Origin of the sequence: Pedobacter sp. CAN_A7, assembly GCF_015752175.1 — a bacterium.
Classification (GTDB): domain Bacteria; phylum Bacteroidota; class Bacteroidia; order Sphingobacteriales; family Sphingobacteriaceae; genus Pedobacter.
The window spans coordinates 1,130,290-1,153,215 of the sequence record NZ_JADOUW010000001.1 but is presented as its reverse complement, the minus strand read 5'-3'; the positions used below and the strand labels follow the sequence as shown (position 1 = coordinate 1,153,215).

18 protein-coding genes and 1 tRNA gene are annotated in these 22,926 nt (G+C 40.9%); 10 read left to right on the top strand and 9 right to left on the bottom strand.

Annotation, left to right across the window (positions count from 1 at the left end):
- Window positions 1–7 precede the first annotated feature (7 nt).
- Window positions 8–2,431, top strand: coding sequence for an alpha-ketoacid dehydrogenase subunit alpha/beta (locus IWX76_RS05115; RefSeq protein ID WP_196858780.1), 2,424 nt, complete (start codon window positions 8–10; stop codon window positions 2,429–2,431).
- Window positions 2,432–2,549: 118 nt separating this feature from the next.
- Here the strand turns inward: IWX76_RS05115 and aroC are convergent, their stop codons facing one another.
- From aroC to IWX76_RS05085, 6 genes are all read right to left on the bottom strand, one after another.
- On the bottom strand, window positions 2,550–3,641 hold the full coding sequence (gene aroC / locus IWX76_RS05110; protein ID WP_196858779.1) for a chorismate synthase: 1,092 nt from the start codon (window positions 3,639–3,641) through the stop codon (window positions 2,550–2,552).
- Window positions 3,642–3,651: 10 nt separating this feature from the next.
- The gene (gene aroA, locus IWX76_RS05105; protein WP_196858778.1) at window positions 3,652–4,917 is read right to left on the bottom strand and encodes a 3-phosphoshikimate 1-carboxyvinyltransferase; all 1,266 of its coding nucleotides are present in this window, start codon (window positions 4,915–4,917) and stop codon (window positions 3,652–3,654) included.
- 11 nt (window positions 4,918–4,928) lie between these two features.
- On the bottom strand, window positions 4,929–6,056 hold the full coding sequence (locus IWX76_RS05100; protein ID WP_196858777.1) for a chorismate mutase: 1,128 nt from the start codon (window positions 6,054–6,056) through the stop codon (window positions 4,929–4,931).
- A gap of 34 nt (window positions 6,057–6,090) precedes the next feature.
- Complete coding sequence (locus IWX76_RS05095) at window positions 6,091–6,924, bottom strand: prephenate dehydratase (RefSeq protein WP_196858776.1); 834 nt, start codon at window positions 6,922–6,924, stop codon at window positions 6,091–6,093.
- A gap of 368 nt (window positions 6,925–7,292) precedes the next feature.
- Window positions 7,293–8,369 carry a 3-dehydroquinate synthase gene (gene aroB / locus IWX76_RS05090; protein WP_196858775.1) on the bottom strand — a complete coding sequence of 359 codons (1,077 nt, stop codon included), beginning with the start codon at window positions 8,367–8,369 and terminating at the stop codon, window positions 7,293–7,295.
- A complete protein-coding gene (locus tag IWX76_RS05085) occupies window positions 8,369–8,575 on the bottom strand; it encodes an RNA-binding S4 domain-containing protein (RefSeq protein ID WP_196858774.1) in 207 nt (68 codons plus the stop codon). Before IWX76_RS05085 ends, aroB begins: the two co-directional genes overlap by 1 nt.
- Before the next feature lie 93 nt (window positions 8,576–8,668).
- On the opposite strand from IWX76_RS05085, the gene IWX76_RS05080 reads away from it, so the two are divergent.
- Window positions 8,669–9,853 carry a proline dehydrogenase family protein gene (locus IWX76_RS05080; protein ID WP_196858773.1) on the top strand — a complete coding sequence of 395 codons (1,185 nt, stop codon included), beginning with the start codon at window positions 8,669–8,671 and terminating at the stop codon, window positions 9,851–9,853.
- Window positions 9,854–9,928: 75 nt separating this feature from the next.
- Here the strand turns inward: IWX76_RS05080 and IWX76_RS05075 are convergent, their stop codons facing one another.
- From IWX76_RS05075 to IWX76_RS05065, 3 genes are all read right to left on the bottom strand, one after another.
- On the bottom strand, window positions 9,929–11,434 hold the full coding sequence (locus IWX76_RS05075; protein WP_196858772.1) for a catalase: 1,506 nt from the start codon (window positions 11,432–11,434) through the stop codon (window positions 9,929–9,931).
- An 87-nt stretch (window positions 11,435–11,521) separates the two neighbouring features.
- Window positions 11,522–11,842 carry an Mpo1-like protein gene (locus IWX76_RS05070; RefSeq protein ID WP_196858771.1) on the bottom strand — a complete coding sequence of 107 codons (321 nt, stop codon included), beginning with the start codon at window positions 11,840–11,842 and terminating at the stop codon, window positions 11,522–11,524.
- Window positions 11,843–11,844: 2 nt separating this feature from the next.
- The gene (locus tag IWX76_RS05065) at window positions 11,845–12,480 is read right to left on the bottom strand and encodes an HAD family hydrolase (RefSeq protein ID WP_196858770.1); all 636 of its coding nucleotides are present in this window, start codon (window positions 12,478–12,480) and stop codon (window positions 11,845–11,847) included.
- Window positions 12,481–12,547: 67 nt separating this feature from the next.
- Here IWX76_RS05065 and IWX76_RS05060 point away from each other — a divergent pair.
- The 8 genes from IWX76_RS05060 to IWX76_RS05025 all read left to right on the top strand — a co-directional run bounded on the left by IWX76_RS05060 (window position 12,548) and on the right by IWX76_RS05025 (window position 22,909).
- Window positions 12,548–12,621: transfer RNA gene (locus IWX76_RS05060), tRNA-Ile, on the top strand.
- Window positions 12,622–12,761: 140 nt separating this feature from the next.
- Window positions 12,762–13,502 carry a hypothetical protein gene (locus IWX76_RS05055; protein ID WP_196858769.1) on the top strand — a complete coding sequence of 247 codons (741 nt, stop codon included), beginning with the start codon at window positions 12,762–12,764 and terminating at the stop codon, window positions 13,500–13,502.
- A 396-nt stretch (window positions 13,503–13,898) separates the two neighbouring features.
- Window positions 13,899–14,114 carry a hypothetical protein gene (locus tag IWX76_RS05050; protein ID WP_196858768.1) on the top strand — a complete coding sequence of 72 codons (216 nt, stop codon included), beginning with the start codon at window positions 13,899–13,901 and terminating at the stop codon, window positions 14,112–14,114.
- 705 nt (window positions 14,115–14,819) lie between these two features.
- A complete protein-coding gene (locus IWX76_RS05045) occupies window positions 14,820–17,987 on the top strand; it encodes a SusC/RagA family TonB-linked outer membrane protein (RefSeq protein WP_196858767.1) in 3,168 nt (1,055 codons plus the stop codon).
- A gap of 11 nt (window positions 17,988–17,998) precedes the next feature.
- Entirely contained in the window at window positions 17,999–19,534 is a 1,536-nt protein-coding gene (locus IWX76_RS05040; protein ID WP_196858766.1) for a RagB/SusD family nutrient uptake outer membrane protein, read from the top strand.
- 89 nt (window positions 19,535–19,623) lie between these two features.
- Complete coding sequence (locus tag IWX76_RS05035) at window positions 19,624–20,712, top strand: glycoside hydrolase family 43 protein (RefSeq protein WP_334641251.1); 1,089 nt, start codon at window positions 19,624–19,626, stop codon at window positions 20,710–20,712.
- A 1-nt stretch (window position 20,713) separates the two neighbouring features.
- The gene (locus tag IWX76_RS05030; protein ID WP_196858765.1) at window positions 20,714–21,760 is read left to right on the top strand and encodes a glycoside hydrolase family 43 protein; all 1,047 of its coding nucleotides are present in this window, start codon (window positions 20,714–20,716) and stop codon (window positions 21,758–21,760) included.
- A gap of 36 nt (window positions 21,761–21,796) precedes the next feature.
- On the top strand, window positions 21,797–22,909 hold the full coding sequence (locus IWX76_RS05025) for a 1,4-beta-xylanase (RefSeq protein ID WP_334641249.1): 1,113 nt from the start codon (window positions 21,797–21,799) through the stop codon (window positions 22,907–22,909).
- Window positions 22,910–22,926: the final 17 nt, after the last annotated feature.

Genomic DNA, 22,926 nt, shown 5'->3' with positions numbered 1-22,926 from the left:
AATGCTTATGATGCCAAATAATAAACTTACCACGAACCCGATTGATGCTTCTGCGTTAAGCTTTGAAGACTTCAAAACCATCGTCATTAACGATTATAAAATCGCTTATGAAAGTCGTCAGGCTAGTTTATTAGGTCGTAAGGAAGTTTTAACGGGAAAGGCAAAATTCGGCATTTTTGGTGATGGTAAAGAACTACCGCAAATAGCCATGGCCAAGGCATTCAAAAATGGCGATTGGCGCTCTGGTTATTACAGGGATCAGACTTTTGCCTTCGCTACAGGTATATGTACCATCAAAGAGTTTTTTGCACAACTTTATGCAAATCCTGATTTGGAGGCCGATCCTGCATCTGCTGGAAGACAGATGAACTGCCACTTTGCAACTCGTTCCCTAAATGAAGATGGGAGCTGGAAGGATTTGACGGCCATGAAGAATTCATCTTCCGATATTGCACCAACAGGTGGACAAATGGCCCGCTTAGTCGGCCTGGCTTATGCTTCTAAATTATATAGAAAAAATCCTGAGCTTGCTTATTTAAAGAATTTTTCGGTTAATGGCAATGAGGTAGCTTTTGGTACCATTGGCAATGCATCAACATCTGAAGGGGTGTTTTTCGAAGCCATCAATGCTGCAGGTGTGTTACAGATTCCTATGGCCATGTCTGTTTGGGATGATGGCTACGGCATATCCGTACCGGCACGTTACCAAACGACTAAAGAAGATATTTCTGAAATCCTGAAAGGCTTTCAGCGTGATGAAAATAGCGCTGGCTACGAAATTTTTAAGGTACGAGGGTGGGATTATCCCGCTTTATGCGAAACTTACCAGCGTGCCATTGATGTTTGTCGTGAAGAACATGTACCGGTATTGATCCATGTAACCGAGGTTACACAACCTCAAGGTCATTCTACATCAGGGTCACACGAGCGTTACAAAGACAAACAACGCCTGGACTGGGAGAAAGAATATGACTGTATTCTACAGATGCGCAAGTGGATGGTCGAATCGGCTATTTGTACCGAAGAAATATTAGTTGAATTAGAGACTGAAGCCAAACAATTGGTACGTTTGGCTCAAAAGGAAGCCTGGAATGAGTTTCTGGGTAGTATAAAAATTGAAAAAGATCTTGCTGTTGGCATGCTGACGGCTATGGCTGATGGTGATGCACAAATACATAAATTAATTAGCCAGTTAACGGGAACACCAGATGCCTTACGCAAGGAAGTTTTATCTGCAGTACGTAAAGCACTCAGGATGACCATAAATAAATCATCTGCTGCACGTACTACCATGGTCAACTGGTTAAATGAGCAATTAGAAGCAAATAAGGAGCGTTATAACTCCAAGTTGTTTACCGATGGCAAAGAAAGTCCTTTGCTAGTGGAGGAAAATCCAGCCGTTTATACGGAACAAAGTAAAATGGTGGATGGCAGGGAAATCCTGAACGCTTGTTTCGACAGTAATTTCTCCCGCGACCCCCGTTTGGTTGCTTTTGGTGAAGACCTTGGGAATATTGGTGATGTTAACCAGGGTTTTGCTGGTTTACAGGCTAAGTTTGGAGAGTTAAGAATTACGGATACAGGCATTAGGGAGATGACTATTGTAGGGCAGGGCATTGGTTTGGCACTTCGTGGCTTAAGACCAATTGCCGAAATACAATACCTCGACTACCTGTTATTTGCCTTAAATATATTGAGTGATGACCTGGCTAGTTTATCATACCGCACCAAAGCGGGGCAGAAAGCTCCAGTCATTATCCGTACCCGTGGCCACCGCTTAGAAGGGGTGTGGCACTCCGGTTCGCCTATTTCCATGATCCTTGGATCTTTACGTGGTTTGCACATCTGTGTGCCGCGTAACATGACACAGGCTGCCGGTATGTACAATACCCTGTTCAGGTCTGATGAACCGGCCTTGGTGATTGAATGTTTAAATGGTTACCGCTTAAAGGAAAAATTACCTGAAAATATTGGTGAATATACCTTGCCATTGGGCAAAGCCGAAGTTATTAAACAAGGAACTGACTTAACTGTGGTGTCTTATGGGTCGACATTAAGAATTATTGAGGAGGCTGCTGAAGAATTACAGAAATTGGGTATTTCCATAGAAATTGTAGATCCACAGACTTTACTGCCTTTCGATACGGATAAAATATGTGCAACATCATTACAAAAGACCAGCAAGTTATTGGTGGTAGATGAGGATGTTCCGGGTGGGGGTTGTGCTTATATCATGCAACAGATTCTGGAAGATCAGGGTGGATATTTTATGTTGGATGCACAGCCTAAAACATTATCTGCTAAAGCGCATCGTCCGCCTTATGGTTCTGATGGTGATTATTTTACTAAACCATCTGTAGATGATGTAGTAGAAACCGTTTACCAAATGATGCACGAACATAACAAGGTTAAATATCCGGCGATCTTTTAAAGATATCGATAGGAGAAAGGTTTCGATTATTGTAAATTCAGTATTCAGCTAATCGAATAGCTCATAAAAAAAGCTCAGCATATCACATGCTGAGCTTTTTTTATAAAGTTTTTTGGGCTTAACTCACCCGGTTAGTTTTGCTTCGCAACAGCTGATCGGCTAATACCAGGGCAGCCATGGCTTCTACAATTACTACTGCTCGTGGTACTACACAAGGGTCATGACGGCCCTTGCCTTTAATTTCTGAAGCCTCACCAGCGGCATTAACCGTTTGCTGGTTATGCATAATGGTGGCAACAGGTTTAAATGCTACGGTAAAATTAATTTCCATGCCATTAGAAATACCTCCTTGAATACCTCCAGAAAAGTTGGTAATCGTTCTTGGGGCATCGCCATCATTGATAAAGATATCATTGTGTTCAGAACCTCTCATTTCACTTCCTGAAAAGCCTGAGCCATATTCGAAACCATGTACCGCATTAATACTTAACATCGCTTTCCCTAAATCTGCATGTAATTTATCAAATACGGGCTCTCCTAATCCTACTGGGCAGTTTTTAACCAGACAGCTGATTTTACCACCTATGGTATCACCATCTTTACGGATACCATCAATGCATTCAATCATTTGTTTTGCTGTAGCCGGATCAGCACATCGTACAATGTTATCCTCCCTTAATTCCAGCAATTCGGCAACGCTGAGGTCCTCCAGGTTAGGCGCATTGATTTTGCCTACAGAAGCAACATGTGCGAAGATTTCGATGCCCTGCTCTTTTAATAAAAGTTTAGCGATGGCACCAGCCGCTACCCTGGCTGCGGTTTCCCTGGCAGACGATCTGCCGCCACCACGGTGGTCGCGAAAGCCATATTTAGCATCGTAAGTGTAATCAGCATGAGAAGGTCGATATACATCCTTGTTGTGTTCATAGTCCTTAGAACGATGGTCTTCATTAGGAATGAGCAAACCAATGGGCGTTCCAGTGCTTTTACCTTCAAATATGCCAGAAAGTACCTGCACGGTATCGCTTTCTTTTCTTTGCGTGGTAATGCGCGACTGCCCCGGTTTTCTTTTATCGAGTTCTGATTGAATAAAGTCAAGATCGATGTTTAATTGCGCCGGACAGCCGTCAATAATAACGCCTATGGCTGGTCCGTGTGACTCTCCAAAAGTGGATATTTTAAACAATTGTCCGAATGTATTTCCAGCCATAATTTTTAGTTTAGGTATTAAACAATTCTTTAACGGTGAATCCTGCTTTTTCTAAATCTTTCCAGAAGTCAGGATATGATTTTTCTACTACGTGCAGGTCTTCAATCTCAACTTCCTTAATCAACAAGCTTAGTGGCGCAAAAGCCATGGCCATCCGGTGATCATCGTAGGTCTTAACGAAGATATGCTCCGGGAAATGCAATCCTTCACAAGCTAAAGTATAAACTTCGTTATCTTCCAGCAAAGCCACACCAATTTTAGCCAATTCATTTTGTAAGGCTTTAATGCGGTTGGTTTCTTTGATTTTTAAAGTTTCCAATCCCGTAAAAGCAAGGTTCAAGCCCTTAGCTGCTGCGGCTACAATAATGGTTTGTGCTAAATCCGGACAATCCTTCAGGTTAATTACCTCCTTGGATGCGTTAATTTCACCCGTTGATTCAAGTTTAATGCCATTTTCAGTTCTTGTAGTTTGCACGCCCAGTTGTTGCATAATCTCCTGGATCCTGCTGTCGCCCTGCAAGCTTTTCGCTTTCAGGTGAGGCAGCGTCAATGTTGCCTGGTCTGCTAAACAAGCAATGCTATACCAGTAGGAGCTTGCACTCCAGTCTGGCTCTACAGTGAGTTTACTCGCCTGATAAGGTTGTGGTGCAATGGTGATGGTACTGTCTTTCCATTCATGTTTAATGCCAGATTCTAGTAGCATGCTCAACGTCATGTCGATATAAGGCTTTGAAGTAGGGGACCCTATAATTTCAAGCGACAAGCCTTGAGGAAGCACCGGAGCGATAATGAGTAATGCAGATAAATACTGGCTACTCACATTTCCTTTAATACAAACTTTATTGGTGGTTTGTTCAAATCCACCGGCAATTAACAAAGGCGGGTACCCTGCTTCACCTTCGTAGCCAATAACGGCGCCCATGTTTTTTAAAGCATCAACCAATAACCTAATGGGCCTTTCCTTCATGCGTTTGGAACCTGTTAGCAAAAACGTGCCCTGCTGTGTGGCCAGGTAAGCGGTTAGAAAACGCATGGCTGTACCGGCATGCCCTACATCAACGTGTTGCAGCTGATGATCGCGATGTGCCAGACCGGTTAAAATGTGATTTAAAACCACCGTATCTTCAGCATCCGATAAGTTATCAACCTCCACAAGCCCCTTGCTCAGGGCGGCAATAACTAGCGCCCTGTTGCTTTCGCTTTTGGAACCTGTAAGGTTGATTTCAGCACGGATCTCTTTTTTATTCGGGAAAGAAACAATTGCGTTTGTTTTCATACCGTGTCTTGCTATTGGGCTGAAGCTTCTTCAATGCTTGAAGTTTCTTTACCTTCATTCATGATCTCCGTTTGTTTTCTGATGGATTCGTTGTGAACCAGTTCCAGGAATTTCTCGGTAAAGTTTGGATCTAGTTTCAATGCTTTTGCAAAAGCAGATCTTTTCTGGATAATTTCATCCCAACGGTTAACTTGTAGTATAGTTACATCGTTATCTCTTTTAAACTCACCGATTTTTTCAACAATTGACATTCTTTCACCTAATTTCTGGATCATCAAGTCGTCAATTTTATCGATTTGTTTTCTTAATTCAGCTAATTTATCTGTAAAAGCTTCATTTTTAGACTCTGGTTTACGTAAGCTGAAACGTTCTACCAGTTCTGCTAAGGCTGCTGGGGTTACTTGTTGTTTTGCATCTGTCCAGGCTACCGAAGGATCAATGTGTGATTCGATCATTAAACCTTGCATATCAAGATCTAAAGCTTTTTGCGAGATGTATGGAATAAGTTCTCTGTTACCGCAAATATGACTTGGATCATTAATGATTGGTAATTCCGGGCAAAGTGTTTTTAATTGTATCGCTAGTTCCCACATTGGTTCGTTACGGAACGAGCTTTTTTCGTATGAAGAGAAACCCCTGTGGATAGCACCTAATTTAGTGATACCTGCATTGTTAATACGCTCTAATGCACCAACCCATAAAGATAAGTCTGGATTAACCGGGTTTTTAACCAATACCGGAATGTCAACACCTCTTAAGGCATCAGCAATTTCTTGTACGGTAAATGGATTCGCGGTAGATCTTGCACCAATCCATAGGATATCAACACCAGCTGCTAGTGCTTCTTCTGCATGTTTAGCCGTTGCAACCTCTACAGCGGTAGGTAATCCTGTTTCTTCTTTTGCTCTTTTAAGCCATTCTAAACCAATACTACCAATGCCTTCAAACTCTCCCGGACGGGTACGTGGTTTCCAGATGCCTGCTCTTAATACAGAAACTTTTCCGGTTGCTGCTAGTAAGTGTGCAGTAGATAATAATTGGTCTTCTGTTTCTGCACTACATGGTCCAGAGATAATTAAAGGTTCATTTTTAAGGTTGATCCAGCTACTTAGGGGCTGGATGTTTAAATTTAATTTCATTGTGTAGGGGTTTTAATGTTAATATTTTGATTGATTAGACTTTATCGTTTTTAAGGTATTCGCCCATGATGTTAAAGTTCACGGTGTATTTTACGGCTCTTCGAACCACAGTATCATAACTTTCCATGTTCTTCCATTCAATATCTATGTAGAAATAATATTCATTCCTTTTGCCTAAAACTGGCATCGATTGAATTTTAGTAAGATTTACCTCATTCTCTGCAAAGATGTTTAGTACTTTAGAAAGGGCACCAACATGGTTACTCACCTGGAAGCAAATGGATGCTTTATTGATTGTTTTATCGTCGTCAGACTTGTCACGTTTCAGGATCAGGAAACGAGTATAGTTTTTCTTATTGGATTCGATTCTTCTTTCAATAATATTCAAGCCATATAGTTCAGCAGCAAGGGTGTTGGCAATAGCCACGGTATCTTTTAATTCTTCATCCCTTATTTTCTTTGCGCAAGCTGCGGTATCTGTACTTTCAACCACCTGTAAATGTGGGTATTCATCAAAAAAATCAATGCACTGGCGGATGGCGATGGGGTGGGAGGTAACATATTTGATGTCTTCAAATTTTACACCCGGTAAGGCCATCAGGTGCAATTGTATCGGCAGGTAAACCTCTCCGGCGATGGAGAAATTGTAATCTCTGATCAACGTATAATTAGGGAGCAGGCTACCTGCAATGGAATTTTCTATAGCCATGACCACAAAATCCGCATCTTTTTTCTCCAGAGCCTCACACGTATGTTTAAAAGAGTTGCACTCGATGGTGTCAATATCTTTTCCGAAAAATTTAAATGCAGCTTCCTCGTGGAATGATGCTTTAATACCTTGAATGGCTACCCTAATTGCTTTTTTCATTTTTTTTAAACAAAAAAAGTCCCGGCTTTAGGCCGGGACTTTTCATATACAGTTATCTTGTTATTTTAATTGCATATCAGTCCCGGCTCTTACTAAAATAGTAGAAGTAACCAAACCAATATGTAGTAATATTTCTCATCAGTATTTTATTGTCTTTTATGGTGATGTTGCTATCGTTACTTGTGCTTATTGCCTTTGGAAGCTATAAAACTTATGATAGTTTCATCTTGTTTTTTAGCAGGCTTTAACACCTGTTTGTTGTTTTATTATTTCAAATGTACAAACAAAATTTAATTTGTCAATAGTTAATTTAAAAAAATTAATTATTGTGTGTTAGTTCCTTTAGCTGTTGCTGCGAAATAATAGCCCTATGCAGGTTTATTAGTATAAAAGTTGTTGAAGTAATTCAAACTTTCTTTAATGTCCTGAGTAGTAACAATACAATTATATCCACAATGGCCAATATTTTCTAATAGGGAGAACATCACCTGGCCATGTTCGTTTTTTTTGTCACTTTGCATAAGGGCCAACAGGTCATCAAAGCTTTCCGGTACAATGGTGTAAGCAGGGTATAAGCTCAAGATGTAGGTGGTGATGTCTTCCAATTCCGCTGCTGTTAATGTGCTGTTTCGATGAGATAGGAAGGCTTCACATACCATGCCGATCGCTATAGCTTCCCCATGGGTTAGCGGCATAGGGTTGTTGCTTAACGCATAACTTTCTACAGCATGACCTATGGTGTGACCAAAGTTTAAAATTTTACGCAGGTTTTGTTCCTGAGGGTCTGTGGTGACTACTTCATTTTTTATTTCTACAGAGCGGAAAATTGCTTCTGCAGCTGGATTTTTATAGTCGCTGGTTTTTAATGCCTGGTAATAATCCTGATCGGCGATTAAACCGTGTTTGATCATTTCGGCAAAACCAGATAGTAATTCACGTTCAGGTAATGTTTTTAGAAATGCCGTTTCGATAAATACGGCCTGAGGTAAGGTGAAGGTACCCACCATGTTTTTAACGTTGTCGATATCAATGCCTGTTTTTCCACCCACCGAAGCATCAACCTGAGCGAGTAGGGTAGTAGGAATATTGATGAAATGAATACCCCTTTTATAAGTGGAGGCAATAAAGCCACCCATATCTGTAATCACACCACCACCTAGATTAATCATCAGACATTTGCGGTCCGCTTCAAAATCCAGTAAGGTTTTCCAGATACCAATGCAGAAGTCAATGTTTTTGTTTTCTTCTCCTGGGTCCGTTTCAATCAAGTCAAATTCACTGAAATCATCTAACATCTCCCGAAAAACCGGTAAACAAATTTCAGAGGTGTTGCCATCTGTAAAGACAAATACTTTGCTGTATTTACCTTGCTCAATGATGTTCATCAAGGGCGCAAGTTGTGTTTCAAAGTGGATGGTGCTACCTGCACTCTCTAATACTGCCATTAGCTTACTTTTATCGTTTTACCCATAAAATCGATCACATCGCCAACGCGAACTTTTAATCGTTTACGATAATCAACTGCACCGTTATATTTTACCAATCCGTCTTCTACTACAGTTTGTGCTTCGCCACCACTTTGAACAAGACCAGTTGCTTTTAAAAGCTGGATTAAGGGAATAAACTCACCTTCTAGTTTAAAATCTATCATTATGAGCGCAATTTACAACAAATACAAACTGTTTTACAAGGTAAATGTGATGGATTTTATATTTTTGCAGCATTACACACACATATCTCATCAATGGAAACAACCCCCAGAAGAAGATTGAATTTTGAAAACACAGAGATTGCGTTTAGAAATAAATCGAATGCTGACTTAAACAGTGCCTATTATTTATACAAAGTGATTAGCAGTAACTTTCTAGTCAAAATTGGCCCCCCGATTACCAATTTCTTTTTAAATGCGGGACTACCTCTTAAACCCCTCATCAGAGCTACTATTTTTAAGCAGTTTTGCGGTGGAGAAACCATCGCCGAATGCGAAAATACCATTAAACAACTTGCGCTAGGTAAGGTGGGTACTATTCTCGATTATTCTGTAGAAGGAGAAGAAAAAGAAGAGGTATTTGATTTTACCTGCGAGGAAATTATCAGAACCATCGAACGTGCGGCAGGTGATTCACGTGTGCCTATTACCGTTTTTAAAATTACTGGTATAGGTCGTTTTGCCCTGTTAGAAAAAATTGATGCCCAACAAAGCCTTACAGCCGCTGAGGAAGCAGAATTTGCAAAAGTACGCGCACGTTGTCAGAGAATTTGCCAAAGGGCTTACGACAAAAATGTACCCATCATGATTGATGCGGAAGAAAGTTGGATTCAGAAAACGATTGATGACCTTGCCTTAGACATGATGCGTTTATTTAACCGCGAGCGCTTACTGGTTTACAATACTTACCAAATGTACCGTCATGATAAACTGGCTGATATGAAAGCCGATCACCTGATTGCGCGTGAAACGGGTTTCGTTTTAGGCGTTAAGATGGTTCGTGGTGCTTATATGGAGAAAGAAAGAAAACGAGCGGAAGAAATGGGCTATCCATCACCAATTCAACGTGATAAAGCTGCAACCGATAAAGATTACGATGCTTCCTTACAATATTGCGTAGCGAACATTAAAGAAATTGGTTTTGTTGCTGGTACACATAATGAAGAAAGCTGCCAGACCCTTGCCCAGCTATTAGATGAGCATGAAATTCCGCACAACCATTCACATGTGTATTTCTCTCAATTATTAGGAATGAGCGACAACCTCAGCTTCAACTTATCTGATGCGGATTATAACGTAGCTAAATATGTGCCTTATGGCCCAATCAAAGCAGTAATGCCTTATCTGTTTAGAAGAGCGCAGGAAAATACTTCGGTTGCCGGACAAACGAGCAGGGAGCTTAACCTTATTGCTAAAGAGAAAGCACGCAGGAAGTTTTAATAATCTAGCTAGCTAAATATAGAAAAGGCCTGATGAAATAATATTCATCAGGCCTTTTCTATTTGAATTATAGGTTTAGTGTCTTGCAGGCATCGCCTGTTCAATATCAACACCAAGTCCTTTTGCAATAGCCATACCTAATTGCATATCTGCCCTAAAGAAGTGGCATAATTGAAGATTCACAATCTTTGCACGGTTAGGGCCATTGATACCAATCATGGAGCCTACAATATTTTCAATTAAGTTCATCCGGCCTTCATCGTTTAGCGCCTTTCGGTAAAGGTCGCCCGCTTGAGTATAGTGATCATTGTCGCCAGGGCCTTCATTTCTGTCGAACCAATCGGCAACATTGCTATCTAATTCCAACGAAGGTTCTTTATATTCCGGGTCAGGAACAATATCACCGTAACTATTTGGAAAGTAGTTTGGATGGTCGCTACCATTGTCGTCTACACGCATTTGTCCATCACGGTGGTAGTTATTTACCATAAATGGACACCTGTTAACAGGTATTTGCTCATGATTTACACCTAAACGGTAACGTTGTGCATCTGCGTAAGAAAAAATACGTCCTTGTAACATCCTATCGGGAGAAAAACCAATACCATCTATCAGGTTAGAAGGGGCAAAGGCCGCTTGTTCCACGTGAGCAAAATAATTGTTTGGAACCTGGTTCAGTTCCATTACACCTACTTCTATTAATGGGAATTCCGCATGTGGCCATACTTTGGTAACGTCAAAAGGATTCCAACGGAAGGTTTTTGCTTCCGCCTCGGTCATGACCTGGATTTTTAAGGTCCATCTTGGAAATTCACCATTATCAATGGCGTCAACCAGGTCACGTTGCGCATGGTCCATATCGGTATTACGCATTTGATTGGCTTCTTCGTTACTGAAGTTTTTAATGCCCTGCTGGGTTTTAAAATGAAACTTTACCCAAACTCTTTCATTGTCTGCATTAATTAAAGAGTAAGTATGGCTACCGAAACCATGCATATGGCGATAAGAGAAAGGAGTACCGCGGTCACTCATCAATACCAACACCTGGTGTAAAGTTTCTGGATTTAGCGAAAAGAAATCCCATACCATGTTTGCGCTTTTGAGGTTGGTGCGTGGATCACGTTTTTGCGTATGAATAAAGTCGCTGAATTTCTTAGCGTCTTTGACGAAAAATACGGGTGTGTTGTTACCAACCATATCCCAGTTACCATCTTCAGTATAAAATTTAACCGCAAATCCGCGAGGGTCTCTTTCTGAGTCGGCACTGCCTTTTTCACCACCTACGGTAGAGAAGCGGGCAAACATCCGGCAGCTGTTGCCAACTGCCGAAAATAACTTTGCCTTTGTATATTTTGTGATGTCATGAGTAACGGTAAAAGTGCCATAGGCACCCGTTCCCTTAGCGTGAACGATACGTTCAGGGATGCGCTCTCTGTTAAAGTGCGCCATTTTTTCGTGTAAAATAAAGTCCTGAAGTAATAAAGGACCCCGGCTTCCCACAGACATAGTGTTTTCATGTTCGTAATATGGTCTGCCAGATGCAGTAGTTAGTTTTCTATTCGATTTGTTTTGCTCGTCCATAAATAATAATTTTTATAAAAGTAGCGCTTCGATCGAATAAATAAAAACTGTTAATTTCTATTTAACTATAGATAAAAACTATTAATGTTAGTCCTCTACCCTGAATGGCTGTTGGCCCGATAGCAGATCCCAAAATAACATAAAGTCGCTTGCCAGACTAAACATCGGGTATTGAAAAGTAGCCGGTTTATTCTTTTCAAAAAATAAATGACCTACCCAGGCAAAGCCGTAACCCACAATAGGGATAGCCAGGAGAAACTGATAGTTGTGAAAAAGGATGGCGGTAATGAATAGCAGCACCACCAGGCCGGTACCAATGAAATGGAGAATGCGGCTTGTTAAATTCCGATGCTCAGAGAGGTAGAAAGGATAAAATTCCTTTAAGGTTTTAAATCTTTTATTCGTCATGCTTAGATGATGTTGTTCTTTTTTAGGAAAGCTTCCAGGTTTTTCGGGTTTTCCGTCATTAATAGGGTGTGTATACCGGCTTTTTTAGCACCTTCCAGGTGTTGCGGACTATCGTCAATAAATAACGTCTCTTCAGGTTTTAAGTTGTTTTCCTTAATCACCTGGTTGAAAATTTCTACATGCGGTTTACGCAGGTACATGTGTTGCGAGAAGTAAGCTTTCTCAAATAAAGTATCAATGGCTTCGAGTGCATGTTCTTTTTTGAGGTAGTCTACAATGTAGTCGTAATGGATCTCGTTGCTATTACTTAGTAAAAACGTCCGGTATTTTTCTTTTACTTTTAACAACACATCGTGGATAGTTGGTGCAACACCGATCAATAAACTATTCCATGCGGCATCAATTTCCTGGTTGGTAAGGTCATTATTTTTTGCTGCAAGCCTGATTCCTTCCCTAAATTGGTCGGGTGTGATGGTCGCTGTCTCGAAATCATCAAATAAACTATTGTGTCCTTTGTGGGCGAAAAAATTTTCTATATCTTGTATACCCAATTGCTGCAGAGCATCTTGGGCCTTTTTAAAGTCTATTTCGAAGATCACATTTCCGTAATCGAAAATAACATTTTTTATATTTTGCATTAAATATGTTTTAAAATTCGATGTAAATATGTAACATTGCACTCGCAAAATCAAACAAGATTTTTCGGGGCCTATAGCTCAGTTGGTTAGAGTAGAAGACTCATAATCTTTTGGTCGCTGGTTCGAGCCCAGCTGGGCCCACAAACCCTCTTTACAAATTGTAAAGAGGGTTTTGTTTTTTTAGACATTTTTTAGGCACTGATTTATGTGTGGTTTTTGTCGGAGTGCTTAAAAATATTTCATTATCATTGGCCAGCAATGAGTCACCTTAGTTAATCCTTATGAAAACCATCCTATTTTTATTTTCTTTTTTTATTTTTTCGGGTACTGTTTATTCACAAACAATTAAGCTTTACCTTTCTGGGAACGATAAAAAACAGGTTTTTATCGTGCAAAAGGAAGGTTTGAATGTACGATTAGATTCAAAAGGTAGGCTGCAAAATATAAATGTTTCCACTTTTGACAGCATGGGCGATAAACCATTGAAATATGACGTGAACGGCCGTTTGAGTGATATTGACGGTTTAGTAATTGATTATGATATCAATGACCGTGTTCGTCAAATCGGGGACAAACGAATAGACTATGATATTAATAACCGAGTTCGTCAAATAGGAGATGATCGAGTTGACTATGATATCAATGACCGAGTTCGTCAAATCGGAGATAAACGAATAGACTATGATATTAATAATCGTGTTCGCCAAATAGGAGATGATCGAGTTGATTATGATATCAATGACCGTGTTCGCCAAATTGGGGACAAACGAATAGATTATGATATTAATAATCGTGTTCGCCAAATTGGGGATAAACGAATAGATTATGATATTAATAACCGAGTTCGTCAAATAGGAGATGATCGAGTTGATTATGATATAAATGGCCGGATTCGCCAAATAGGAGATAAACGAATTGATTATGACATCAATGGTCAGATTCGCCAAATAGGAGATTTAGGTGATAACCTCCTACTCCTTTACAAAACAATTCAAAGTTTTAACATTAAAAATGCGCACTAGTTTTAATATTTTAGCACAGATTAACCATTATAATTTTAATCGATAGAAGTCTTTTTTTTATCCGTTTAAATCGCGATTATTTTCTCAGATCACTAATTAAACATAAAACAGGTAAGAAATGGTTCGAGAAGCACCCAGTTGGGTCCACTGTTTTTCTGACAGCAACTATATCCATCAGTTCTACCTTAATTCGCACCAGTCTGTCGCCCACCATATGTTTAGGTATTCAGCAGCTTCTTCCAGTGGTCGAATTGTATAATATTTATCGGTTACCGGATAAGCCTAACCACTGAATTCTCCGGCTTTTTCAAAACGCTTAAGACCATCAGCTTGAATATAAAAATTGTCTATAAACATTTAACATCCCACTGTGTTTAACTAGGAAACACTATATACATGGAATCATTCGAACTACAACTATTAGAAAAAAGACTTACAATAGAGCCACAAGACAACGGTACTTACCGCATCATGGACGGTTTAGATAAACTTGGGGTGATTTATCCAGAGCCCAGTGAAGAAGAGGTTGTTTGGAGTACCCAAGATGAATTAGATGCTGATTTTGTGCAGCAGGTTGGGAAAATGATTACTGACCATAACAATAACAGTTAATACTAAAAAAGCCGCTCTCTAAGAAAAGCGGCTTTATTATTTGCTTAGTTTGACCTCCCTATTTTCTAGGTGGGCGGAAGCTATCCTATCCAATTAACACTTCCATGCAAACCAACCTGGTTTGCACTGTGGTTCCTGGTAAGACCGGACCAGAGACGGGTCAGAAACGCCTTTCATACGACACTCGTACGGCGACTCCCGTACGAGTGTCGTACTAATCCCGTACTTGATGCGTTTCATCCCCGCTCTTGTATGAGCGCCTGGTCGAAGCCATTTGCGCCCATTTATCACCTCACATAGGCATTGTTGTAATTGCTTTCCTGTGCTTATACAAAACGCTCCAGTCCAATAGTCTTCACTATAGTTGTTGATTAGGTTGTCAGCAAATAACACCTATCCACATCCATTTGTTGATTTCAAACGCCTACCTGTTCTAAAGAGCATAGACGATCAATTTCAAACGCTGAGGTTGATTTCTCCACAGAAATTCCACAATTGTTACAGATTTTGAAACAATTTTTATAACCGAATCTCCGATAAATTTTCTACAATTGCTATAGTAAAACCTCCCAGGTTTTACGCATTGCTAACCAATATAAACCTAATCACGTCAATGAAAAAAAGCCAATCAGGTAAGCTTATGGGCTGTCTTTTAAAGCACAGGTCCGATCTAATTTCTATTCAGAAAAACCAAATGTAAATATTATGAAAAAAAGAAATTTACTCAGTTTATTTCATGTTCATCAGGTCAGTAACCTTAAAGGTATACTCGCTGTGCCATTATTGATGGTAGCAGCAATATCCCCGGGTTATGCTGTGGATATGCACCTCAAAACCTATGAAATTAAAGCTGAAAAACGCGATGTTGTGGTTACAGGAACGGTGCGGACAACTTCAGGCGAAGTCCTTGGAGGTGTTTCCGTAAACATTAAGGGCGGTGGTGGAGCGGTGGTAACAGATGGGAATGGAAAATTCAGCATCTCGGTTCCGGAGAATGCCACTTTAATATTCAATTACGTTGGCTTCAAATCCAAAGAAATTCTGGTTGGGGGTAATCCGGTAATTGATGTTACCTTAGAATCCTCCGAGACTGTATTGGAAGATGTAGTTGTCATTGGTTACCAAACTATTAAAAGAAGAGATTTAACCGGCGCTACAGGTACAGTAAGCACGGGCAATACCGAAAAATTAGTCTCGCGCTCCTTGCCAGAAGCTTTACAAGGCCAATCACCAGGTGTAGCCGTAAGAAATGGTGGCGCCCCTGGTCAGGAAGCCGTAGTAAATATTCGGGGTTTAGCCACTTTTGGTAATGCAAATCCTTTGTATGTAATAGACGGGATGATTGCTGATCCTAATACTACTGTTAGTCCGAATGACATTGAAGATATACAAATCCTTAAAGATGCCTCTGCTGCTGCGATCTATGGATCTAGAGCAGGAAATGGAGTGATTTTAATTACAACGAAGAAAGGTAAAGACGGACCTGCAAAAATATCAGTTACCACAAGATATAGTGTTTCTCAAGTGCCTAAAACATATGATATGATGAATTCGGCCGAATATGCGGCAACCAATACCCTTGCTTATCAGGCATCGGGAATGGCTATTCAGCCGGGTGTTGCTAATTATAATGGCATAACCAATACCGATTGGGTGGATGAGACACTTCGCACCGGATCAGTTCAGGATTATAACGCCAGTATTTCGGGCGGTGGCAACGGGTCGAAATACCTCATTTCAGGCGGCTATTTTAAAGATAAAGGCGCTTTAATTGCCAGAGAATTTGAGCGTGCATCGTTCAGGGTTAATACTGAAACCACAAAAGGACGATTTAAATTTGGAGAAAACCTGGCCTTTTCTTCTTCCACTTCAAAATCTCCATTCCAGGGAGGTGCTTTTGCAGGAAATCCCTGGTATGATATGTTCACCAGCATACCTTTAATTCCTGTTCAGGATGATGCTTTAATCAGTACGAACAATCCAGGTGGATGGGGTTATGGTTCGAATGCAAGTATTAATACTTTTTCCCGTAACCAAAGCGCTATCGCAAATATTACGTCAGTTAAATCAAATTTTGCAAAAGTTATTGGTAACGCTTATCTAGACTTTAAAATAATTGAGGGCTTAACTTATAGATTTAACGCAGGTATCGAAACCAGTTTTGATAAAAGCAAATCGATTAGAAAAGATGGTTCCTGGTATCAGAACCAGTCGCCTGATTTTAGTCAGCTAAGTGATAACCGCTCCCAGTTCCTGAGTTATTTATTGGAGCATACATTGAACTACAATTATGTGATAGGTAAACACAGCATCAACGGTGTAGTTGGTTACACGGAGCAAACTACACAAACGGATAATACTTTTGGTAGCGGAATCAGGCTAGCGCAATTTGGGGGCGGTTATTTAAATACTTTAACCTCTACGGCAGGCGACGGCCGTACTTCTTCCGGAACGATCTATAAAAGCTTATTAGATTCTTATTTAGGTAGGGTAAACTATACTTATAATGATAAATATCTGGCAACCTTTACCTTCCGTGCAGATAAAGATTCTCGTTTCTCTCCTCAGTTTAGAACAGGCTATTTCCCTTCCGGAGCTTTAAGCTGGAGAATTTCCAAAGAAGATTTTTTCAAAGTTGATTGGATTTCTGATTTAAAACTAAGGGGTTCATATGGTGTGCTGGGTGTTAATACTTTAAGTCCATATCAATATATTGGTTTCTTGAACCAGGCGCCTGATGTAGTGTTGGGTAGCGGGCAAACAACCAATGCTGGCGCTATTCAGGCTAGACTGGCATCCGGTGATTTGAAATGGGAAAGGAAAGAAACAACCAATTTGGGTTTTGATGCATCCCTCTTCGAAAATCAGCTAACCGTAAACTTTGATGTGTTCCGGTCAGTTTCGGAGGATGTTTTGCTCGCTCAGCCGTTACCAGGTTACTTAGGTAATTTACAGGGTGATCCTATTGTAAACATAGGCTCCATTCAAAATAAAGGCGTAGAGCTAAATTTAGCCTACCGCCCAAATCTGGATGGCGACTTTAAATGGGATATCGCGGGAAATATCAGCATCGTGAGAAATAAAGTATTATCCTTAGGTAATTTGGGTATCGACACGGAAACTGGTCAGCCGAAAGATTACATCCAATCTGGCAATACCCGTACGCAGGTTGGCCGTTCCATTGGTGAATATTATGTATTAAAAACAGATGGCATATTCCAAAGTCAGGCTGAAATAGATGCACATCGGGCTCAAAGTGCTTATGCTAAACCAGGCGATATCCGTTATGTAAATACCATTGACGGGGGTACCAATGATGATATAAACGATAAAGACCGCGTATTTGCGGGCTCTGCATTTCCAAAATTTACCACTGGTTTGCAGTTTAATTCCAGATACAAAGATTTTAGTCTTTCTGTTCAGTTTTACGGTGCATTCGGACAAAAATTATACAACGACGTGCTCAGAGAACTGGATAGTTACGGCAATTCTAATTATAGAACAGCAATTAGCCCCTGGACGCCAACCAATACGGATACCAATTTTCCGAGATTGGGTTATCAGTTTGCGGCAAATGATAGAGGGATTAACGAAAATGCGAGGGGCAACACCGATCGTTGGGTTGAGAATGGTTCATTCCTGAGGTTACGTAATGTAGAACTTGGCTACAACCTGCCTTCCAAACTGATCTCCAATGCAGGTATCGGCAGCGCCAGATTATATGTAAGTGGTCAAAACTTATTTACCATTACTAAATATAGCGGGCTGGATCCTGATGTAGTGGGGGCGAACGCAAACCTTGAGCCAGGAGTGGATAACGGAAATTACCCATCATCAAGAATAGTATCATTTGGTTTTAGTGTAGGATTCTAATAAAATAAATCATGAAAAAATATATATTCATTTTAACCGCATTGCTCATGGCCTTTACAGGCTGTAAAAGAGACTTTGATGCGATTAATCCAAATGCACCAACTATTGCCAGTTTCTGGAAAACAGGTGAGGACGCCACAAAAGGCATCAATGCGGTTTACAGTACGTTTTACCGTACCGCTAGTTTATATTCACGCTGGATGTTTTACCATGGCATTCTAAAATCTGATGAAGGTTATGGATCTGGCGGTGACGGTGGACTGAACAACTTAATGCGCTTTAACCAAACCGATTATAATGATGGGCTAACTTCTCAAACATGGTCTAACCTGTATGTTGGCGTGTTTAGGGCCAATCAGGTGATCGCAAATGTGCCTGCAATACCAATGGATGAGAACGATAAAAGAAGAATCATCGCAGAGGCTAAATTTTTAAGGGCGTTATTTTATTTCAACCTAACGATTTATTATGGTCGTCCGCCTTTAATGTTGACGCCATCACAGCCGAAAGATGTTCCGGCGAATGCCACTACAGAAGAGGCTTTTGCGCAGGTGGCTAAAGATTTAACGGAAGCTATAGTTGATTTACCAGTGAGTTATTCAGCAACGGATTTAGGCCGTGCAACGAAAGGTGCGGCTTATGCGCTTCTGGGTAAAACCTATCTTCAGCAGCTGAAGTATCAGGAAGCTGCCGATGCATTTGCTTACCTGGTTACCGGAGTTGGAAGCGCTATGTATAGCTTAATGCCCGATTACCGGGATAACTTTATCATCAGCAAAGAAAACAACAGCGAATCGATCTTTGAAATTCAATTTAGTGAAAATCAATCGGAAAGTACTGATGATGATGTGGATGAGACTAGAATCAACAATACCGGTACCTCTATCTCTCAATTTTTCGCGCCTCCGGGTGTAGGCTTTTCTGATGGGGGAGCCCGCAGATGGCTAGTGGATGAGTTTTTACAGGAAACTACCGTTAGCGGTGCACAGGATCCACGCTTGGCGGCATCTCTTATTTTCAATAACGCTAACCCAGCTGGTCCAACTGCAACAATAGTTTATGGGCAAACTTTTGCCAGCCGTTATGGCAATGGACCTGATGCAAACGGTGTATGGTTCCGTAAATTATTAAACGATCACTGGAAAAACGAAGAAGGTTTCCGCTCACCCAATAACTACCGTTTAATCCGCTATGCAGACGTGCTTTTAATGTATGCTGAAGCCTTAAATGGTTTAAGCAGAACTGCTGAAGCTTACCAATATGTGGACCGTGTGAGGCAAAGAGTGGGTTTGGCAACATTAACTGTTGCAAAGCCAGGACTGAACCAGTCACAGTTTTTAACGCAATTGAAACATGAACGTGTAACGGAACTGGCTGGCGAAGGATGGCGTTGGGCAGACTTATCCCGCTGGGGAGATTTGAATCCGACATTGGCCACGAGAGACGCTGATTTTACTGGTTTTATTGTAGGGAAACATGAGTTTTATCCTATCCCGCAGGCCGATATAGATTTAAATTCAAATTTAACGCAGAATCCTAAATATTAATAAAAGAGTCATCATTGCGCAGCCAATTAAACATCGGCTTCGCAATGACGATTTATGGAAGTCCTGTACATATTATCTAAATATATCCTATGATAAATAACCAAATGCTTAAAGGATTTAAGCTTCATACTGTTGGACTGGCCATCTTGATTTCTGTAAGTATTTCTTGCGGAAAGTCAAGTAACCCTGTTCCAGTTATACCCGTAAATCCACCAGCGGTAGTAAGCACCTTTTCCAACCCCTTGATGAGCGGTGCAGACCCATCGGTTTTTCAAAAAGACGGGGTGTATTATTATTTGCAAACCAACGGGAGTTCTATCAGTTTATGGGCCACTACTGCAATGTCTAAATTGAGTGCTGCCATTCCAAAAACAGTATTCATTCCGGCAGCAGGCGCAGCTAATTCGAGAAACGTCTGGGCACCAGAGTTATACTTCCTGGATGGCAAATGGTACATTTATTACACTGCAGGAAATGGTTCCGATAGCAGCCAGCGTACCTGGGTATTGGAAAACAGCAGTGCCGATCCAACCACAGGAACCTGGGTAGATAAAGGCCGGATTTTCAGCGCCGACACTGATTTCTGGGCAATTGATGGATCAATTTTGGAAATGAACGGTAGCCGCTATTTTATGTGGTGCGGAAGACCTGATGTGACCAATGTGAATTTAACACAAAATATCTACATCGCTAAAATGGCGAATCCTTATACGCTAACAGGATCATCCACAAAGTTGACAGAGCCAGAATTAGGATGGGAAAAAAACGGATTTGGTGTTAATGAAGGGCCACAGGCACTCGTATCACCGGATAATAAAGTTTTTTTAATTTATTCAGCAAGTTATTGTGGAACAGATGATTATGGTTTAGGGATGCTGAGTCTTAAAACCGGGGGAGATCCTTTGGTAAAAGCTGATTGGCTAAAGTCAGCACAGCCAGTGTTTAGCAAACAACCACAAAGCAATGCCTTTGGCCCGGGACACAATTCGTTTTTTAAATCGCCAGATGGCAAGGAGAACTGGATTGTTTACCACGCCAATGCTGAAACCAACCAGGGATGTGCCGACAGAAGAAACATCAGAATGCAGAAATTTACATTTAAAACCGATGGTAGCCCATATTTTGGTATGCCAGTAGCCACAGGATTGCAGATAAGCAAACCTTCCGGAGAACAATAATATGAAAAAATACATCAAGCGATACCGCATTATATTGAGTTTGTTGCTATTGTTCATCGTACAGGTGAGCGTTGCGCAAACTTTTAAAAACCCATTGCTTCCTTCAGGAGCTGACCCATGGAGCATTTATAAGGATGGTCATTATTACTATACCCAAACCATGCAAAACAAGCTGGTGATCTGGAAAACCAAAAACCTGGCAGATCTGAATACTGCCGACAACAAAACCATCTTTGTTCCACCTGCAGATATGGCCTATTCTAAAGAGCTCTGGGCACCGGAAATTCATTTTATTGCTGGGAAATGGTATGTTTATTTTGCTGCAGATGATGGCCAAAATAAGAACCACCGCATGTACGTAATGGAAAATTCATCTAAAGATCCTTTTCAGGGAGAATGGGAATTTAAAGGAAAAGTTGGCGATGCCACGAATAAATGGGCAATTGATGGTTCCGTGTTCACCTACCAGAACCAGCTTTATATGATATGGGCTGGATGGGAGGGAGACGTGAACCAGAAGCAGGAAATTTATATCGCTAAAATGAAAAACCCCTGGACTATTGATGGGGAAAGGTATAAAATATCTACTCCCCAGTTTGATTGGGAAAAACATGGTGACCTGAATGATCCTAACAACCCACCACATGTAGATGTAAACGAAGGTCCACAGGTACTTGTAAACAATGGGAAAGTTTTTCTGATCTATTCAGCTAGTGGCTGCTGGACAGATTTCTATGCTTTGGGCATGTTAACCTTAACAGCTGAAAATCTATTAGCCGCCTCCTCCTGGGTAAAAAGTCCGCAACCGGTGTTCAAACAATCGCCAGAAAATGGCGTGTATGCGCCTGGTCATAACTCCTTTTTTAAATCGCCTGATGGAAAAGAAGATTGGATTTTATACCATGCCAATGCTGGTCCGGGGCAAGGTTGCGGTGGACAACGTTCTCCGCGAGCACAGAAATTTACCTGGAATGCAGATGGATCTCCATTTTTTGGTATTCCGGTTAAAGCAGATCAGGAGCTAAATATTCCCTCTCAAAATAAATAAACCCGCTCGGCGTAGGCCGGACAACACCTAATTGATATGATGAAAAAACATTTTAAACTTTTATTACTGCTGCTGTTAAGCGTAGCATCAGTAGTGCAGGCACAGGAAGCTACACCAGTTGTTGGTAAGGTTTGGTCTATAGAAAAAGCTAATGCCTGGTACAAACAACACAAATGGATTAACGGGGCTAATTTTTTACCTAGTACAGCCATCAATCAGTTAGAAATGTGGCAGGCAGATACTTTTGATCCGGCTACGATTGATAAAGAACTAGGTTGGGCAGAAGGAATTGGTTTCAACACCATGCGGGTTTATCTGCATAGCCTGGCCTGGAAGCAAGATCCGGAGGGATTCAAAAAAAGAATGGACCAATACCTCGGCATTGCAAACAAACACAACATCAAAACCATTTTCGTGTTCTTTGACGATTGCTGGAACAAGCAGGGTAAAATTGGCAAACAGCCGGCACCGAAACCCGGCATCCACAACTCTGGATGGGTACAGGACCCGGGTGATCCCGATTCAAAAAATCCAGCTAATTTTCCTGCACTTGAAAAATATGTTAAGGATGTGATGACCCACTTCAAGACAGATAAGCGCATTTTACTGTGGGATTTATACAATGAACCTGGAAATTCAGGCAAGCTAACCACTTCTTATCCTTTGCTGAAAAGCGTATTTACATGGGCCAGGGCGGTTAACCCGGATCAACCCATCAGTGCCGGGCTTTGGGCTTGGGATTACAAAGAGCTGAATGCCTTTCAGGCTTTAAATTCTGATGTAATTACGTATCACGATTATGAAGAGCCTCAGTGGCATCAACGTGTAATTGGTATGCTACGTTCTCACGGAAGGCCAATGATCTGTACAGAATACATGGCCCGCACAAAGGGCAGCCGTTTTGAAAATGTGATGCCAATCCTGAAAAAAGAAAACATAGGTGCCATTAACTGGGGTCTGGTAGATGGAAAATCTAACACCAAACATGCTTGGGATACCCCACTGCCTAATGGAGAGGAACCAAAAGAATGGTTTCATGAGGTGTTTAGAAAAGATGGAACACCTTATAAAGAAGAAGAAGTTGAACTGATTAAAAAACTTAATGATATAAAAATTACCGCTGAAATGGGCAATTTCGCTATCTTGTAATACCAATCTAACCATTT